Source organism: Polaromonas sp., from assembly GCF_049790275.1.
Lineage (GTDB): Bacteria > Pseudomonadota > Gammaproteobacteria > Burkholderiales > Burkholderiaceae_C > Polaromonas.
The window spans coordinates 52,069-69,323 of sequence record NZ_JBAQYR010000010.1 but is presented as its reverse complement, the minus strand read 5'-3'; the positions used below and the strand labels follow the sequence as shown (position 1 = coordinate 69,323).

The window sequence follows — 17,255 nt, the reverse complement described above, 5'->3', positions numbered from 1 at the left end:
TCTGTTCGATGTGTTCTTTGCTCATCATCGCTGCCTGACCATTGACCTCAGGCAGCCGGATAACTTCTAATGAAAACCGTCAACCATGTCTCCGCACACCTGTCCACCATGTGTCCGGTCTATACACGTCGCCAAAAGAAAGCCACCAAAGAGAAGGCGACCCGATGGTCTGGGTCCCTTCGCTTCGCTGCGGGCAGCCTGCGGTGCTCGACAAAAGCGGGGTCTCGCTCGAACTTGGCTGACGCCTCAGACAATCGCGAGCCCTGATCCGCTTTTGCCTGCGCTCCTCGGCCCAGCCCGACGGGTTGGGGGGAACGGATGCGGGGAGACATGACGCGCAAAGCGCGTCATGTCGGTCTCAAACGGCTGTCATGTGTGAACGCGGTCGCAGCACACACGGCTAGATGAAGCTCCCCGCGATCGCCCAGCGGGGCGAGGGAGGGGCGGTGGGGAGGGAGTGGGGAGTTGCGCCTGCTGTCCAACGCAAACCGCAGGCGCAGCGTGATGCCGCTGATCTGAAGAAGACAGCCGGTCAAACGACCTACGCAGCACTTCCCTCTGCATCTGCCGGCGCAGCTTCCCTGACCAGGTTGTCCAGCGCATGCGCCACCACACCGTGGGTTTCGACGGGGCGCAGCAGGCGGTCCTTGATCAGGCGCACGCAGCTGCGTTTGGTCATGGAGTGCGGCTGGCCGCCGTGGCTGACGAACATGAACAGGGTGCCGCGGTTGCTGGCCCAGATCAGCTGCGCGCGCAGCCAGCTGCGTTTGGAGTAGAGGTCCACCCAGCTGCCTTCGCGCAGGCCCATCAGTACCTCTTCGGCCTTGTGTTTGTCATCGTCGCCGCTGGATGCCGGCGCAGCTCCTTCGCCATCGTCATCACCGTCGTCCGGCGCCTGGGAGGAGGGTTCGTCGTCGGGTGTGGCGCTCAGTTCTGCCGGCCCTGAGGGCAAGGTGTCTTCAAAGCCGGCATTGTCGAGCTCCTGGGGCGCCAGCCAGGGCTGGCCCGCGGCCTTGGCTTTGCGCTGCTCGGGTGTGGCCGGCAGGATGTCGCTCAGGTCGGATGATTCGGTTTCGGCCAGTGCGACTTCCAGCGGCGCCTGGTCGGACTCGGCCGCATCACGCTGGCTGCGCACGCGGCGTAGCCGGAGCACCGGCCGGTGCAGCTTTTCCACGGCGCTGAAAAAAGCCTCGGTTTCACGCGGGTCCAGCCCCAGCGAGGCCAGCCCGGTGTGCAGCTTGCCGAGCAGGCCGGGGATCATGGCAATGAGTTTGCCGGGGCGCTTGAGCGTGGCCTCGCGCTTGACGCTCCACAGCAGATCGGTGACCAGTGAACCATAACCTTCCGGGTCGATCTGGCGCGCGGTGTCGGTTAGCCGCGCATGCGCCATCACCAGTGCCCAGGGACCGAACAGGAAGTCCAGCACCACGCCGGGCACTCCTTCCAGGTCGGCGCGCAGGCTCATGTCAAAGGCAATCTGATCGGCCTGTGCCTGCCGCTCTTCGGCAAACTGCATGGCCTGGCGGATGTTGCTGCGCTGCGACTGCTCGTGCTGGTCCTGCTCGTCCCACAGGTTCTGGAGCTCGGTCAGCGCGGCGCCAAAAGGCTTCGCATCTTCAATCTCCAGGGCATTGAGGGCATTGAAGGCCTCGGTGACTGAATGGAAAAAGATGTCGAATTCGGGGCTTCGCTCATCGTTGTACTTGAAGCTGCGCTGCGCCACGCGCTCCATCAGGCGGCGCCCGGGATGGCTTTCCTCGCTGAAAAAACGCGGGTCCACCATCGCCAGGCGCAGCAGCGAAGGCTCCAGCGCCACAATGGCCTCGCGTACCGGCATCAGCAGGCGCGGGTCCTGCGCCACCTGGTTCACCAGTTTTTTCACCACCTCCATGCCCAGCACCTGGCCGACACGGGTGGCGTCTTTTTTCAGCTGCGTGCGCACCAGTGCGCGCTCGCGCGCGCGGCCGTAAACGCCCCAGACCTGCGAGCTGAGTTGGCTCAGCACATCCACAATGCGCGACGGGCCGCCCGGCCCTTCCTCCCAGGCTTCCGGCTCTTCCCAGGCGTCGGTGGCTGGCAGTGTCGGGCGCCGGGGGTCGCTGCGCGTGCCGTGGTAGCCGTGGTCGGTGTCGTCACCACCGCCGGGTTGCGATTGGGGCTGCAGGGCTGCGTGCGCGGAGTCCGGCGTGGCCTTCAGCGCAATCAGCTCTTCCTCAATAGTGGCGTAGTAGGACGGCGCCAGGCCATGGTTGGCATTGCTGCCGCCGCGAAACAGGAAGTCCTGGAACAGCGCGTCCTTGACCTCGTAGTTGGAGAGGTCCGCATACTGCGACGGGACTCTGGCAATGGGCTCATCCGAGACATAGCCGATGGGGCCGCCTTCCGCCGCGTCTTCGTCACCCTCGCCGCCGGGCTTGCCGTTAGCCGCTCCCGGCGCGGCCGTGCCGGCCGCCCGTCCCGGTTTTTTGCCGGTGCTGGCCGGCGTCTGCAGCACGCGGTAGCTGGCCGCCCTGACCTGGGCCAGTTCCAGCATGTTGATCAGCCGCTCATACACCAGCTTGAGTTCACGGCCCAGTGGTTCGGCAAGGTGTTTGATCCACAGGGCCTGGATGGCCGGCGCCACCGGCGCACCGGCGAGGAGGGTGCGCAAGGTCTGTGCGTACACCTCGGGCCGCACCGGGTTGAACTCGGGGCTGACATTGACCAGGCCCTGTGCCGAACTCATCAGGCCATCCAGCTCGGCGAGCACCTGCTCGACCACGGGCACCACCTGCTGCAGCAGCCGTGAAGATTCGATGCCTTCCTCGACCTCGGTGTCGTCCACCAGCGAAAACATGTCGGCTCCGGCCAGTGCAGGCATGGCGGCGCGGGAGGCAGGCACCGCACCCGGCATGACCAGGTGGGCCGGCTGGTTGAAGGCTGCCAACAGATCCACCGGGTACTGGGTGCACCAGCCAGTGCGGAAGCGCAGGAGTTCGCGCCAAGCCAGGCCCAGCTCGTCCCGTTCGATAGCCTTCATGCTTTGGGTTTCGGCTACCTGAAGCGCCGCCACCGCATGATCCATGCAGCGTTCGAGCGCGGGTTTGGCAGCCGTGGCGGCTTCCTGCAGACAGCGATGAAAAACGTCGGCTTGCAATGCCATAAGGGGAGGCGAGGTCGGTAATTGGATGAAAGTGGAAAACACGTCAAGCGAAATTTTTGGGAAAAAATTCCGGCTTGACCGACCGTGAAGTGTGGGCTGAACTCGCCGCCAGCTGCAAGAACAGGCGAAGTATCTTGTAACGATTTCTAACTAACCTGGGAACAAAGAGACGCTATTTACATCCGGACGAGCGCGGCCATGCGTTTGGGCCGGTGGCCGGGGAGGCGTGAGGGGCCGCTGGCAGGCGCGCCCGCACCCGATGGCAACCCAGACCCTGTCAGCCCCCAACGCTATGGTTTGTGTAGCGCCCCCGGCCGGGGAGTTTTCCGGGCGGTATCCGGCGGTCAATGTGCAGCCAATGTGGGCCGGGAGGCCTTCGCCGGCCCGGTCCACAACAAACCGTTGCAGTTTGTCGCGGCGCGCGAGGTCGCAGCCCCTGCCTGGCGTCCCGGGCTGCCGTGGGGCCAGCCGGCCGGTTTGGCATTTCCGGAGGAACAAAGCCGGTGCGTGTCGGGTCGAAACCCGTGCAGCGGCTTTTCTTCCCGCTGTCAGGAGGTGTAACCCTGGAACAGGTGAAACACTGGCAAGACCCGGTGAATGCCTTACTGGGTCTTTGGGTCCTTCTTTCGCCTTGGGCACTGGGTTTCCAGGATGACAGGGTGATCATGCTGAACGCGGTCACCGCCGGTGCGGCGCTGGTTGCCGTGGCGCTGGGAGCGATTTTTGTACCGCGCGCATGGGAAGAGTGGACAGAAGGGGCGCTCGGCCTCTGGCTACTCGTCTCGCCGTGGGGCCTTGGGTTCAATACGCATGAGCAGGCCACGCTCAATGCCGTGATTGCCGGCATGGCCATTGTCATGCTGGCCCTGTGGACATTGTTGACCGACAAGGACTACAGCAGCTGGACCCGCGACTGGACCGTGCACTGAGCCCTGGCGCTTCGCTGGCCTGGGCTGGTGAAAGTGGTTGCGGGGAGCAGCACGGCTGAGCAAGAAGGCGACGATCAGGTGATGCGGAACGCAGGTTAGCGTTAACATCTCCCGGTGGAAACACTGCCAACCAGCCTTGGAAAGAACCGCCGGGCCGCCCGTCCCGGCACGGGTGGCATCACCCTGGCCGACGTTGCCAGGCTGGCCGGTGTTTCGGCCATCACGGTGTCGCGGGCGCTCAACACGCCCACGGCCGTTTCACCGCACACCCTGGAACGCGTACGGAGCGCAATTTCGCGCAGCGGTTATGTCCCCAACCTGGTGGCCGGCGGCTTGGCGTCCAACCGCAGCCGGCTGGTGGCGGCGCTGGTGCCCACGATCGCCGGGCCGGTTTTTCTGGAAACCATCCAGGCGCTGACCGACGCGCTGGCCGAAGCCGGCTGCCAGCTGATGCTGGGGCAGAGCGGTTACACCGGGCTGCGGGAAGATGCGCTGATCGACGCGATTGTCGGGCGCCGGCCCGACGGGATTGTGCTGACCGGCATCATGCATTCGGCCGAAGCACGGCGCAAGCTGCTGGCCTGCGGCATCCCGGTGGTTGAAACCTGGGACCTCACGCCCACGCCGATCGACATGATCGTCGGGTTTTCCCACGAAAAAATCGGCCGCGCGGTGGCTGATTTCATTTACGAACAAGGGCACCGCCACCCGGCCATCGTGACGGCGGACGATCACCGCGCCGGCCTGCGCCGGGCCGGCTTCGAGCAGCGCCTGCGCGAACTGGGCCTGGGACCCGCCGCGGCCTGTGTGGTGCCCGCGCCATCGTCGCTGGGCAATGGGCGGGCCGGCTGGGCCGATCTGCGCAAGCGGGACCAGCGCATCGACGTGGTGGTCTGCAGCTCCGACATGCTGGCCCATGGCGTGATGACCGAAGCGCAGGCGGCGGGACTGGCCGTGCCTGACGATGTCGCGGTGATGGGTTTTGGCGACATGCCGTTTGCCGGCCATACCCATCCGCCCCTCAGCACGGTGCGCGTGGACGGCGCTGAAATTGGCCGGCAGGCGGCGCGTTTCATCCTTGACCGCGTCGAGCATCGCGACCCCGGCCCCAAGGTCCGCGATCTCGGGTTTTCCATAGTCAAAAGAGCTAGCGTCTAGCTTGACGGTTGTCTGCGGTGCCGCTAACATTCATTTGTTAGCGCTAACATGATGCGCGCTAAACCAGCCTGCTGCCCATTCTTGCCAAAAAAGGGCGCGCCGCGCCTGTCCACAGGAGACTTCCCATGACCATCCGTCCTACCCGCCGCGCCGCCCTTCAGGGGCTGGCCGGTTTCAGTCTGGCGACCCTGTTGCCCCTGCCGCTGCGCGCCCAGGGTGCGTTACCAGCCACCCCCGGCTGGCCGACCAAACCCATTGCCTACATCGTGCCCTTCACCCCCGGCGGGTCGACCGATGTCATCGGCCGGACCCTCGCCCAGAAACTGGGCGAGGTGCTGGGCCAGCCGGTCGTGGTGGACAACAAGCCCGGAGCCGCTGGAGCGGTAGGCGCGACGGCGGCCGCGCGCGCCAAACCGGACGGCTACACGCTGTTCGGCGGCACCATCAGCACGCATGCCATCAACGCCAGCCTGTACAAAAACCTGCCTTATGACCCGGTCAAGGACTTTGAACCGATCGCGCTGGTGGCCATGTTGCCCAACGTGCTGATCGTCAACCCCGAGCTCGCTGTCAACTCCGTGTCGGAGTTGGTGGCCTTGCTCAAGCGCGACCCGAGCAAGCGCAGCTTCGCTTCGTCGGGTGCCGGCACTTCGACCCACCTCGCTGGCGAGATGTTTGCCGACCTGATTGGCGTGCCGCTGACCCACATTGCCTACAAGGGCACGCCGCCGGCCATGATGGACGTGTCCTCCGGCCAGGTGCCCTTCATGTTCGACCAGATGACGGCCGCCGTTTCGCTGGTGCAGGCCGGCAAGCTCAAGCTGCTGGCCGTCACCACCGGCAAACGCATCGCGCTGGCGCCGCAGCTGCCGACCATGATGGAGGCTGGCGTGCCCAAGTTCGAGATGTCATCCTGGCAGGCCGTGTACGCCCCCAAGGGAACGCCCCAGCCCATCGTGCAGCGCCTGAATGCCGAGATCGTCAAGATCCTGAAAATGCCGGACGTGGTGGCCAAGCTCAATGGCCAGCTCGGTATGGAAATCATCGGCAGCTCGCCGGACGAATTGGCGGCGCACATGAAGTCCGAGATCGCCCGCTGGGCCGAGCTGGTTAAAAAATCCGGAGCAACAGCCAGCTGACATGAGAAAAGACATTCGAATCGCGCAGGTGCGCATTACGCCGATTGCGTTCCGCGATGGCCCGCTTCTCAACGCCAGCGGCATCCACGAGCCCTGGGCCCTGCGCAGCATTGTTGAAATCGAAACCTCGGATGGCCGTGTCGGTATTGCCGAAACCTACGGCGACGAACCCATGGTCAAAGTGCTGGAGCAGGCCCGGGCCCTGGTGATGGGCCTCTCACCGTTTGACCTGAACCGGATGGAAGAAAACGTGCGTGCGGCCATCAAGCCGGGCCACAAGGCTGACGGCAGTGTGCAATTCGAGCTCGCGCCCGGTTCGCACACCGCCAAGAACGCCGACAAGGTCATCAGTGCGATGGAAGTCGCCATGCTGGACTTGCAAGGGCAGATCCTGGGCTTGCCCGTCTGTGACTTGCTCGGTGGCGCGGTGCGGGGCGAGGTGCCCTGCAGTGCCTACCTGTTCTACAAATACGCCGAGCACGCCGGCAAACCTTATGCGCCCGATGCCTGGGGCGAAGCCGTCACGCCGGAGCAGGTGGTGAAGCAGGCGCAGCGCATGGTGGGTCTCTACGGCTTCAAGAGCATCAAGCTCAAGGGCGGCGTCTTTCCGCCGGCTGAGGAAATTGCCGCCATGAAAGCGCTGGCAAAAACTTTCCCCGGCGTGCCCCTGCGGCTGGACCCCAACGCCAACTGGTCGCTGGAGACCAGCATCGCCGCAGCGAAGGAGCTGGACGACTTGCTGGAGTACTACGAAGACCCGGCACCCGGCCAGGAAGCCATGGCCGAACTGGCGAAGCACTGCCGCGCGCCGCTGGCCACCAACATGTGCGTCACAACCATGGAAGAGTTCAAACGCAACGCCTCCACACATGCGGTGAAGATATTGCTGTCAGACCACCACTACTGGGGCGGCCTGCGCGCCACCGCCGCACTGGCGCGCATGTGCGAAGTTTTCGGCATGGGCATGTCCATGCATTCCAACTCGCACCTGGGCATCAGCCTGATGGCCATGACGCACGCCGCAGCGGCCATTCCCAACCTCACCTATGCCTGCGACACGCATTACCCGTGGCAGGAAGAAGAAGTGATCAAGGGTGGCCGCATTGCCTTTCATGAAGGATCGGTCAAAGTGCCGACCACGCCGGGCCTGGGTGTGGAAATCGATCAAGGCCAACTCAAAATGCTGCACCAGCAGTACCTCGATTGCGGTGTGCGCAACCGCAACGACCTGGCGCAGATGCGCAAGTACGACCCGGGGTTTTCCGGCATCAGCCCGCGTTACTGAAGCTGTGGCAGGACGGCCGGACGTTTCCGTCGGTGGACACTTCAAGCCCGGGGCAGCAGATGCTTCCGGGGCGTTGTCTTTATGCCATATTGGCCGCTGGCCCAATAAGAATGGGCGCCAACAGCTATGAATTAAATAGCAAGCCTGGCCGTGCCGGCCTTCACCTTCAGCCGCCAGGCGTGCAGCAGCGGCTCGGTGTAGCCGCTCGGCTGCTCCAGGCCCTTGAAGACCAGGTCGCAGGCGGCCTTGTAGGCGGCCGAGGTTTCGAAGTTCCCCGCCATGTTCTTGTACAGAGGGTCGCCGGCGTTCTGCTTGTCCACCACGGCGGCCATGCGTTCAAAGGTTTCCTTGACTTGTGCCTTGGTGACCACACCATGGAGCAGCCAGTTGGCGATGTGCTGGCTGGAGATGCGCAAGGTGGCACGGTCCTCCATCAGGCCGACGTTGTGGATGTCGGGCACCTTGGAGCAGCCCACGCCCTGGTCGATCCAGCGCACCACATAGCCGAGGATGCCTTGGGCGTTGTTATCAAGCTCCTGCTGCTTCTCGGCGGGCGTCCATTGGGCGTCGGGCGAAACCGGCACCATCAGCAGCTCGGGCAGCAGGCGGGCGATTTCGGACCGCAGGTCGACCTTCTTCTCGGTTTCCTTCTGCACCGCAGCCACATTGACCTGGTGGTAGTGCAGCGCATGCAGCGTCGCGGCCGTGGGCGAAGGGACCCAGGCGGTGTTGGCGCCGGCCTGCGGGTGCGAGATCTTGGCCTTGAGCATGTCGGCCATCAGGTCGGGCATGGCCCACATGCCCTTGCCGATCTGGGCGCGGCCGCGCAGGCCGCAGGCCAGCCCCACCAGCACGTTGCTGCGTTCGTAGGCACTGAGCCAGGCGCTGATTTTCATGTTGCCCTTGCGAATCATCGGGCCGGCGTACATGGCGGTGTGCATCTCGTCGCCGGTGCGATCCAGGAACCCGGTGTTGATGAAGGCCACGCGACTGGCGGCGGCGGCGATGCACGCTTTCAGGTTGACGCTGGTGCGACGTTCTTCGTCCATGATGCCCAGCTTGACGGTGCTGTCGGGCAGGCCCAGCATTTTTTCGACGCGGCTGAAGAGTTCGGCTGCAAAAGCGACTTCGGCCGGGCCGTGCATCTTGGGCTTGACGATGTAGACCGAGCCCTTGCGCGAGTTCTTGATGCCTTTCTTGCCCTTGCGCTGGAGGTCGTGAATCGCAATCGTGGTGGTGATCACTGCGTCCAGGATGCCCTCGGGAATCTCGCGGGTGGTGCCGTCGGCCGCGGTGTACAGCACGGCCGGGTTGGTCATCAGGTGGCCGACATTGCGCACAAACATCAGCGAGCGGCCATGCAGCGTGACGGGTTTGCCCTTGGGAGAGGCGTATTCCCGGTCCGGGTTCAGGCCGCGCGTGAAGGTCTTGCCGTCCTTGGTGACGCTTTCGGTCAGCGTGCCCTGCAAGATGCCGAGCCAGTTGCTGTAGGCCAATACTTTGTCGTCAGCATCCACCACCGCGACGGAATCTTCCAGGTCCATGATGGTGGACAGCGCAGCCTCTATCACCAGGTCGCTCACGCCGGCAGCATCCGTCTTGCCGATGGGCGTGCCGCGGTCAATACGGATGTCGATGTGCAGGCCGTTGTGCTGCAGCAGCACTGACGACGGCGTGGAGGCCTTGCCCTGGAAGCCGATGAACTGACTGGCGTCTTCCAGCGTCGTTGTCTTGCCGCCCTTGAGCGTGACGACGAGCTTGCCGCCCTTCACTGCATAGGCGGTCGAGTCGATGTGCGAGCCTTTTTTCAGTGGTGCGGTGCGGTCCAGCACATAACGCGCGTACTCGATCACCTTGGCGCCGCGCACCGGGTTGTAGCCCTTGCCCTTCTCGGCGCCGCCGCTTTCGGGAATCGCGTCGGTGCCGTACAGCGCGTCATACAGCGAGCCCCAGCGGGCATTAGCCGCGTTGAGTGCGTAGCGGGCGTTCAGGATGGGCACCACCAGTTGCGGGCCTGCCTGTTTGGCGAGTTCGGCATCGACATTGTCGGTGGTGATGGTGACCTTTTTCGGCTGAGGCACGAGGTAGCCCGTCTTTTCCAGAAAGGCGCGATAGGCTTTCATGTCGGCAATCGGTCCGGGATTGGCTTTGTGCCAGGCATCCATCTCGCTCTGCAGGCGATCGCGTTCGGCCAGCAGGGCGATGTTTTTCGGTGCCAGGTCGGCAACGATGGCATCAAAGCCCTTCCAGAACGAAGCGCGGTCCACGTCGGTACCGGGCAAAACCTGCTCGTCCACAAAACGTTGCAGTACCGTCGCCACCTGCAGGCGGTGGAGGGATGTGCGTGGCGTTGTTGTCATGGTGAAACCTCAGAAAAAGAAAAGTAAAAAATGAAGGGAAAAATAAAAATCAGGAGGCTGATACAGACGGGAAAAATTCCAGCACTTCGCGCAAGCTGGTGCCGGTGCGCGCCGGCTGCGTGCCCAGCTCTTCAAATGGCTGGGCGTAACGGTTGACCCACAGCGTCTGGTAGCCGTACCAGGTTGCCGCCAGTGCATCCCAGCTGTTGCAGCTGACAAAGGCGATCTGCCGCGCCGGCAGGCCGGCGGCCTGCGGCCCGAGGGCATAGGCGTCCGGATGGGTCTTGTATTTGCGGATGCTGTCCACGCTGAGCACATGGTCGAGCAAGCCCTCCAGCCCGGCGGACTTGACGGCAACATCCAGCATTCCCGGGTCGCCATTGGACAGGATGCCGGTGACGATGCCGCGTTCTCTCAGCGCCTGTAGCACCTCCCGGGTTTCCGGAAAAGCCGACAGGTGTCTGTACTGGTTCATCAGCCGCTCTTCGGCCGCGGTGCCCAGGTCCAGACCCAGGCGTTTGCAGGCATAACGCAGGCCGGCACGCGTGAGCTCCCAGAACGGTTGGTAGAACTCGCCGTTGTTGCTGGTGGTCACCAGCCGGGTGTATTCAATCTGCTTGTCGCGCCAAAGAATACCCAATGCCTGCCCCTGGCCGGGAAACAGCTGCTCCGCGAGCAGGCCGACGCTGTACACATCAAACAGCGTGCCATAAGCATCAAAGAGAACAGCCCGCGGCACCACGTGCCCGGTTTTGGGTTTTTCCATAACCTCAACTGTATTTGATACTTCAATAGTGATTAATCAATCAAAAAGTTAATTATCAATGACATTTAAGAGTGTAATGATGCCTGAACGCTAGCATTTGCCCAGAAAAACAGCCTCTGCAGGCACTGTCTATCTACCGTGCCCAGCGCAGTACCAGAGGATCGAGTCGCTTGGCGGCGGCAATCAAGCCCGCCCGCGTCTGCGGATGCAGCGCCGGCAGGGGATGACGCGGCGCTTCGCAGGCGATCACGCCGCCTTCTTTCATGAGCGTCTTGGCGGCCAGCAGCCCTGCCTGGCGGTTTTCGTAGTTGATCAGTGGCAGCCACTGCTGGTAAAGGGCATAGGCCTTGTCGTGGTCGCCGGCACGATGTGCCTCGATGATGGGGCGAATACCGTCAGGGTAGCCGCCGCCGGTCATGGAGCCGGTGGCGCCGGCGTCCAGGTCGGGCAGCAGGGTGATGGCTTCTTCTCCGTCCCACGGACCTTCCACGGCGGCGCCGCCCAGACGGATCAGCTCGCGCAGCTTGGCTGCGGCGCCGGCGGTTTCGATCTTGAAATAGGCAATGTGTTCGATCTCGCGTGCCATGCGCGCGAGGAAAGCGGCCGAAAGCACGGTGCCGCTGGCCGGGGCGTCCTGAATCATGATGGGAATGCTCACGGCATCCGACAGGCGCGCATAAAACTCGTAAATCTGCTGCTCGCTCACGCGAAAGGTCGCACCGTGATACGGCGGCATGACCATCAGCATGGCGGCGCCCATGTCCTGCGCGCGGCGGCTGCGCTCCGCACAGATCTTTGTGCCGAAATGGGTGGTGGTGACGATCACGGGCACACGGCCGGCCACATGTTCGAGGATGGTGCGGGTGAGGATTTCGCGCTCGTCGTCCGAAAGAACGAATTGCTCGGAGAAGTTGGCCAGGATGCAGATGCCGTCAGAGCCGGCATCGATCATGAAGTCGATGCAGCGTTTCTGGCTGTCCAGGTCCAGCTCGCCGGTCTCGGTGAACGTGGTGGGGGCAACGGGGAAGATGCCGCGGTAGCGCGGGTGGCGGAGCGTGGTCATTTGGTCTGGATCAGGTTGAAGAGAATGCAGTGTTCACTGATTGAATGATTCACTGGTTTAGTGGGAATGACGGGGAACTTCGGAGCCGCGGCAGCCGATGAGGAAGTCGAAATCGCAGCCTTCATCGGCCTGCAGAACGTGGTCAACATACAGGCGCTGGTAGCCGCCACGCATGCCTGCGGGGGCCTTCTCCAGGGCGGCAAGGCGTTCAGCCAGTTCGGCATCGCTGATGTCCAGGTGCAGGCGGCCAGCATCGCAGTCGAGCTCGATCCAGTCGCCGTCGCGTACCGCGGCCAGCGGCCCGCCGGCCGCCGCTTCTGGCGCCACATGCAGCACAACAGTGCCGTAAGCGGTGCCGCTCATACGTGCGTCCGAGATGCGCACCATGTCCTTGACACCCTGGCGCAGCAGCTTGGGCGGCAGCCCCATGTTGCCGACCTCGGCCATGCCGGGGTAGCCCTTGGGGCCGCAATTTTTCATCACCATGACGCAGCTGGCATCGATGTCGAGGTTTTCGTCGACGATGCGTTCCTTGTAATGCTCCAGGTTCTCGAACACAACCGCGCGGCCACGGTGCTTGAGTAGCTCCGGTGATGCCGCAGAAGGTTTCAGAACCGCGCCGCGCGGCGCCAGGTTGCCGCGCAATATGCAGATGCCGCCGTCGGCGATCAGCGGGTTGTCGAGTGGGCGGATCACTTCGTCGTTGTACTGCGGGGCTTCACGCACGTTGTCCCATATCGACTGGCCATTCACGGTGAGCGCATGGGGGTGGGGCAGGAGCTTGTTTTCACCCAGGCGGCGCAACACCGCGGGCAGACCGCCGGCGTAGTAGAACTCTTCCATCAGGAAACGGCCGGAAGGCTGCAGATCAACAATGGTGGGCGTGTTCCGGCCAATGCGTGTCCAGTCCTCCAGGTCCAGGTGCACACCGATGCGGCCCGCAATGGCCTTGAGGTGGATCACCGCGTTGGTGGAACCGCCAATGGCGGCGTTGACACGGATCGCATTTTCGAAAGCTTCGCGCGTGAGGATTTTCGACAGCGTCAGGCCTTCGCGCGCCATCGCCACTGCGCGAGCGCCCGACATCTGCGCCAGCACGTAACGCCGCGCGTCAACGGCGGGAATGGCGGCGTTGTGCGGCAGCGAGGTGCCCAGGGCTTCCGCCATGCAAGCCATGGTGGAGGCTGTCCCCATGGTGTTGCAGGTGCCGGCCGAGCGCGACATGCCGCCCTCGGCCGCCAGGAACTGGTGCAGCTGGATTTCGCCCGCTTTCAACGACTCGTGCAGCTGCCACACGGCGGTACCCGAACCGATGTTCTTGCCTTCAAGCTTGCCGTTGAGCATGGGCCCGCCGGTCACCACAATGGCCGGAATGTCACAGCTCGCAGCCCCCATCAGCAGCGCGGGCGTGGTCTTGTCGCAGCCGACGAGGAGCACCACGGCGTCAATCGGGTTGCCGCGAATCGCTTCCTCCACGTCCATGCTGGCGAGGTTGCGCGTGAGCATGGCCGTGGGGCGCAGGTTCGACTCGCCGTTGGAGAACACCGGAAACTCGACCGGAAAACCGCCGGCCTCGGAAATGCCGCGTTTCACATGTTCGGCGACTTTGCGGAAGTGGGCGTTGCAGGGGGTGAGCTCCGACCAGGTGTTGCAGATGCCGATGATGGGGCGGCCATCGAACTCATGGTCGGGAATGCCCTGGTTCTTCATCCAGCTGCGGTACATGAAACCGTTTTTGTCGGCCGATCCGAACCATTCAGTGGAGCGTAGTTTTCGCTTGGTGTTTGTCATGAGAGGTAGTGGTCAATTGATTTCAGGAAGATTTGGTTCGGCGGCTCGTCAGCAGGCGCTGCAGCAGGCAGAAAACGAACAGCAGGGCTCCGACGACAATGCGTGTCCACCAGGAGCTCAGGGTGCCGTCGAAGGAAATCAGGGTCTGGATGATCCCGAGCATCAGCACGCCGAACAGCGTGCCGGCCACATAACCCACGCCGCCGGTGAGCAGCGTGCCGCCGATGACCACCGCGGCTATGGCGTCGAGCTCCATGCCGACAGCATGCAAGCCGTAGCCCGAGAGCATGTAGAAGGTGAAGACCACGCCTGCCAGCGCCGAGCAAAACCCGGAGAGCGTGTACACCCCCACCAGCGTGGCACGTACCGGCAGGCCCATCAGCAGCGCCGACTGTTCGCTGCCTCCAATCGCGTAAACAGTGCGACCGAACGACGTGCAGTGTGCAATGAACACCGCCGCCAGCAGCACGGCAATGGCGATCACCGCACCAACGGAAAGCGAGGCGCCCTCCCACAGGGAAACGCGCCACTGCGAGAGCTCTGAATAAAACTCGTTGGTCATGCTGATCGAGTCGACGCTGATCAGGTAGCACAGACCACGCGCGAGAAACATGCCGGCCAGCGTCACGATGAAAGGCTGCAGGCGGAAGCGCTCGATCAGAAAACCCATGAAAGCGCCGAAGGCCGCCCCCATGAGGAGCACCAGCGGAATCACCAAGGCCGGGCTCCAGCCGCGGTGTTCCACCAGCGAAGCGGAGACCATGGTGGTCAGCGCTATCACCGAGCCGACCGACAGGTCGATGCCGCCGGAAAGAATGACAAAGGTCATTCCCACCGCGACGACGATCAGGAAGGCGTTGTCTACCAGCAGGTTGAGGAAGACCTGTGCCGAGAAAAAACCGCTGTAAAGCACCGAGCCCATGGTCGCCATGGCCATGAACAATGAAATGGTGGCCACCAGCGGCAGGTATTTGGGGTTGAAGCGAGACACCGCCGAACGCTCCGGCTGTTTGGGTGCGCTCGCTGCCGCTGGGGTGGTCACGGCCCCGCTCATGACAACATCTCACGCGCTGCCGGCCGGCGCACCCAGGTGCCGACCTGAGCGCGGAACTCTGGCGATTGCAGCAGCATCACGACAAACACCACCACGGCCTTGACCACCAGGTTGATCTCGGGCGGAACGCCCAGGGAGTAGATGGCATAGGTCAGGGTCTGGATGATCAGGGCGCCGATCACGCTGCCTACCAGGCTGAAGCGTCCACCGGTGAGGGCGGTTCCGCCCAGCGTCACGGCCAGGATGGCGTCGAGCTCGAGCAGCTGGCCGGCATTGTTGCCGTCGGCGCTTTTGACGTTGGAGCTGATCAACAAACCAGCAATGCCGGCACACAGGCCGCAGAAGGCATAGGCGGCAATGATCAGTCGCCGGGCCTGTACGCCGGCCACGCGGGCCGCTGTCGGGTTGATGCCGACTGCCTGGACGAACAGACCCAGGGCCGTACGCGTCACAGCCAGATAAAGCGCAGCGAACACCGTTGCGGCAATGAACAGCGAGAACGGCAAGCCCAGGAGGTAGCCGCCGCCCAGGAAGAAGAAGGGGGCGTAGTAGATGGTAATGATCTGCCCATCGGTGATCAGCTGTGCGATACCGCGGCCCGCCACCATGAGGATCAGCGTGGCAATGATCGGTTGCATGCCAACCCTGGCGACCAGCAGGCCATTCCACAGTCCGCAAAGGAATGCGATACCCAGCGCCGCCAGAATCGCCAGAGGCATCGGGAAACGGCTCACGCTTCCCGACACCGAACCGCCTATCATCCAGGCGGCCACTGCGGCCGCAATGGCTACCACGGCGCCCACGGAAATATCGATGCCGCGCGTGGCAATCACCATCGTCATACCCAGCGACACCAGCACCAGCGGCGCTGCGCGGTTGAGAATGTCGATCAGGCTGCCGTAGAGGTGGCCGTTGCGCCACTCGATGTGCAAAAAGCTGGCGTTAAAAGCCGTGTTCACCACCAGCAACAGCACCAGTGTGAGCAGGGGCCAGGCCAGGCGGTGCCGCAGCAACGCAGCAAGGGGGGAGTGGGAAGCTTCAGACATGTTCAGAGGCAATCAGTTCATAGACGGTGTCTTCGCTGCTGCCCGCGGGCAGTTCGCCAACCTTGCGCCGGTCGCGCAGCACGACGATGCGGTGCGCCACCCGCACCACCTCGTTCATTTCGGAAGAGATGAAGACCACGGCCATGCCGGCCTGCGCCAATCGCAGGATCTGTTCCATGATTTCCTGCTTGGCAGCAACGTCGATGCCGCGCGTCGGTTCGTCGAGGATCAGCAGACGCGGTTCGGTTGCGAGCCAGCGCGCGATCATGGCTTTTTGCTGGTTGCCGCCCGACAGCAGGCCGATGGGCGTGTCCACACTCGCGGTCTTGATGCCCATCGCCTGGACAAAACGTTCAGCCAGTGCGGTCTGCTCGGCCCGTGAAAGAAAGCGTCGCATGCCCATGCGGGCCTGCAGGGCCAGCGCGATGTTTTCGCGCAGCGACAGCTCGGCCACGATGCCATCGGTCTTGCGCTCTTCCGGGCACAGTGCCAGGCCGTGGCGGATCGCATCGGCGGGGCTGGAAAAAGTGACCACCTGGCCGTCGATCCTGAGCGCGCCGCGATCGGGCGTCTCCAGGCCGAACAACAGTCGGGCCAGTTCCGTGCGCCCTGCACCCAGCAACCCGGCCAGGCCCACCACCTCGCCGGCACGTACACGCAGGTCCAGCGGCTGCAACTGGCCGGCCTGCCCCAGGCCTTCGGCTTGCAGCAGTGCCGGCAACGCGTCATCAAACGGCGGAGGTGCCGCGGCAGCTGCGGATTGCGCGGCCAGTTCCCGGCCGAGCATGGCCGCGATCAGTGCCTGGGGTCCCAGTTCGCTGGCCCGCCATTCGCCAACCCAGGTGCCGTTGCGCAGGACGGTGATGCGGTCCGACACGGCATAGACCTGGTTGAGAAAGTGGGTCACAAAAACGATGGCGAGTCCGCCGTCGCGCAAGCGGCGCAGCACCTCAAAGAGTTTCTGCACCTCGTCGTCGTCCAGGCTGGAGGTCGGCTCGTCGAGAATCAGCACTTTCGATTCGATGCTGATGGCGCGCGCTATCGCCACCAGTTGCTGCACGGCAACCGGGTAGCTGGACAGCAGGCGCGTGACGTCGATGTCCAGGCCGATGCGGCTGACCAGCTCGTGCGCGCGGCGGTTCAATGTGGCCCAGTCGATGCGGTAGCCCTGCGCCATGCCGTGCCGTGGATAGCGGCCTGCAAAAATGTTTTCTGCCACTGACAGGTTGGGGCAGAGATTGACTTCCTGGTAGACCGTGCTGATACCCAGCTTCTGCGCGGCCAGAGGCGAGCTGGGCCACACTGGCTGGCCGGCGAGCAGCATGTGTCCGCCGCTGGCTTCCAGCACGCCGGTGAGCACCTTGATCAGCGTGGATTTGCCCGCACCGTTTTGCCCCATCAACGCATGTATTTCACCAGGGTACAGGCGCAAGCGCACGTCGTGCAGTGCCGGGATGCCGGCAAACTGCTTGTGGATACCCGTGAGTTCGAGCACGGGCTGGGGACCGGCCTGGGTCATGGG

At 63.7% G+C, this 17,255-nt stretch carries 12 protein-coding genes; 4 read left to right on the top strand and 8 right to left on the bottom strand.

The window, feature by feature from the left end; translation table 11 throughout:
• Window positions 1-541 precede the first annotated feature (541 nt).
• On the bottom strand, window positions 542-3,142 hold the full coding sequence (locus tag WA904_RS01595; RefSeq protein ID WP_425195373.1) for a DUF1631 family protein: 2,601 nt from the start codon (window positions 3,140-3,142) through the stop codon (window positions 542-544).
• 347 nt (window positions 3,143-3,489) lie between these two features.
• Here WA904_RS01595 and WA904_RS01590 point away from each other — a divergent pair, with 347 nt between their 5' ends.
• The 4 genes from WA904_RS01590 (at window position 3,490) to WA904_RS01575 (ending at window position 7,653) form a co-directional block, all read left to right on the top strand.
• On the top strand, window positions 3,490-4,071 hold the full coding sequence (locus WA904_RS01590) for an SPW repeat protein (RefSeq protein WP_425195372.1): 582 nt from the start codon (window positions 3,490-3,492) through the stop codon (window positions 4,069-4,071).
• Between the two features lie 114 nt (window positions 4,072-4,185).
• The gene (locus WA904_RS01585; RefSeq protein ID WP_425195371.1) at window positions 4,186-5,229 is read left to right on the top strand and encodes a LacI family DNA-binding transcriptional regulator; all 1,044 of its coding nucleotides are present in this window, start codon (window positions 4,186-4,188) and stop codon (window positions 5,227-5,229) included.
• Window positions 5,230-5,354: 125 nt separating this feature from the next.
• Entirely contained in the window at window positions 5,355-6,368 is a 1,014-nt protein-coding gene (locus WA904_RS01580; RefSeq protein ID WP_425195370.1) for a Bug family tripartite tricarboxylate transporter substrate binding protein, read from the top strand.
• A gap of 1 nt (window position 6,369) precedes the next feature.
• On the top strand, window positions 6,370-7,653 hold the full coding sequence (locus WA904_RS01575; RefSeq protein ID WP_425195369.1) for a glucarate dehydratase family protein: 1,284 nt from the start codon (window positions 6,370-6,372) through the stop codon (window positions 7,651-7,653).
• Window positions 7,654-7,784: 131 nt separating this feature from the next.
• Here WA904_RS01575 and WA904_RS01570 read toward each other — a convergent pair whose 3' ends face one another.
• From WA904_RS01570 to WA904_RS01540, 7 genes are all read right to left on the bottom strand, one after another.
• Window positions 7,785-10,013, bottom strand: a complete 2,229-nt coding sequence (locus tag WA904_RS01570) for a malate synthase G (RefSeq protein ID WP_425195368.1) — start codon at window positions 10,011-10,013, stop codon at window positions 7,785-7,787.
• Between the two features lie 49 nt (window positions 10,014-10,062).
• Complete coding sequence (locus WA904_RS01565) at window positions 10,063-10,779, bottom strand: haloacid dehalogenase type II (protein ID WP_425195367.1); 717 nt, start codon at window positions 10,777-10,779, stop codon at window positions 10,063-10,065.
• A 133-nt stretch (window positions 10,780-10,912) separates the two neighbouring features.
• Window positions 10,913-11,842, bottom strand: coding sequence for a dihydrodipicolinate synthase family protein (locus WA904_RS01560; RefSeq protein ID WP_425195366.1), 930 nt, complete (start codon window positions 11,840-11,842; stop codon window positions 10,913-10,915).
• Window positions 11,843-11,899: 57 nt separating this feature from the next.
• The gene (locus WA904_RS01555) at window positions 11,900-13,633 is read right to left on the bottom strand and encodes an IlvD/Edd family dehydratase (protein ID WP_425195365.1); all 1,734 of its coding nucleotides are present in this window, start codon (window positions 13,631-13,633) and stop codon (window positions 11,900-11,902) included.
• 22 nt (window positions 13,634-13,655) lie between these two features.
• Window positions 13,656-14,687 carry a galactofuranose ABC transporter, permease protein YjfF gene (gene yjfF, locus WA904_RS01550; RefSeq protein ID WP_425195364.1) on the bottom strand — a complete coding sequence of 344 codons (1,032 nt, stop codon included), beginning with the start codon at window positions 14,685-14,687 and terminating at the stop codon, window positions 13,656-13,658.
• Complete coding sequence (locus tag WA904_RS01545; RefSeq protein ID WP_425195363.1) at window positions 14,684-15,733, bottom strand: ABC transporter permease; 1,050 nt, start codon at window positions 15,731-15,733, stop codon at window positions 14,684-14,686. Before WA904_RS01545 ends, yjfF begins: the two co-directional genes overlap by 4 nt.
• Complete coding sequence (locus tag WA904_RS01540; protein ID WP_425195362.1) at window positions 15,726-17,252, bottom strand: sugar ABC transporter ATP-binding protein; 1,527 nt, start codon at window positions 17,250-17,252, stop codon at window positions 15,726-15,728. Before WA904_RS01540 ends, WA904_RS01545 begins: the two co-directional genes overlap by 8 nt.
• Window positions 17,253-17,255: the final 3 nt, after the last annotated feature.

Bases quoted from the DNA above. Each gene is read 5' to 3' on its own strand.
- WA904_RS01570 (WP_425195368.1), bottom strand. From the start codon at position 10,013: ATGACAACAACGCCACGCACATCCCTCCACCGCCTGCAGGTGGCGACG.
- WA904_RS01580 (WP_425195370.1), top strand. From the start codon at position 5,355: ATGACCATCCGTCCTACCCGCCGCGCCGCCCTTCAGGGGCTGGCCGGT.
- WA904_RS01545 (WP_425195363.1), bottom strand. From the start codon at position 15,733: ATGTCTGAAGCTTCCCACTCCCCCCTTGCTGCGTTGCTGCGGCACCGC.
- WA904_RS01555 (WP_425195365.1), bottom strand. From the start codon at position 13,633: ATGACAAACACCAAGCGAAAACTACGCTCCACTGAATGGTTCGGATCG.
- WA904_RS01590 (WP_425195372.1), top strand. From the start codon at position 3,490: ATGTGCAGCCAATGTGGGCCGGGAGGCCTTCGCCGGCCCGGTCCACAA.
- WA904_RS01560 (WP_425195366.1), bottom strand. From the start codon at position 11,842: ATGACCACGCTCCGCCACCCGCGCTACCGCGGCATCTTCCCCGTTGCC.
- WA904_RS01540 (WP_425195362.1), bottom strand. From the start codon at position 17,252: ATGACCCAGGCCGGTCCCCAGCCCGTGCTCGAACTCACGGGTATCCAC.
- yjfF (WP_425195364.1), bottom strand. From the start codon at position 14,687: ATGAGCGGGGCCGTGACCACCCCAGCGGCAGCGAGCGCACCCAAACAG.
- WA904_RS01575 (WP_425195369.1), top strand. From the start codon at position 6,370: ATGAGAAAAGACATTCGAATCGCGCAGGTGCGCATTACGCCGATTGCG.
- WA904_RS01595 (WP_425195373.1), bottom strand. From the start codon at position 3,142: ATGGCATTGCAAGCCGACGTTTTTCATCGCTGTCTGCAGGAAGCCGCC.
- WA904_RS01565 (WP_425195367.1), bottom strand. From the start codon at position 10,779: ATGGAAAAACCCAAAACCGGGCACGTGGTGCCGCGGGCTGTTCTCTTT.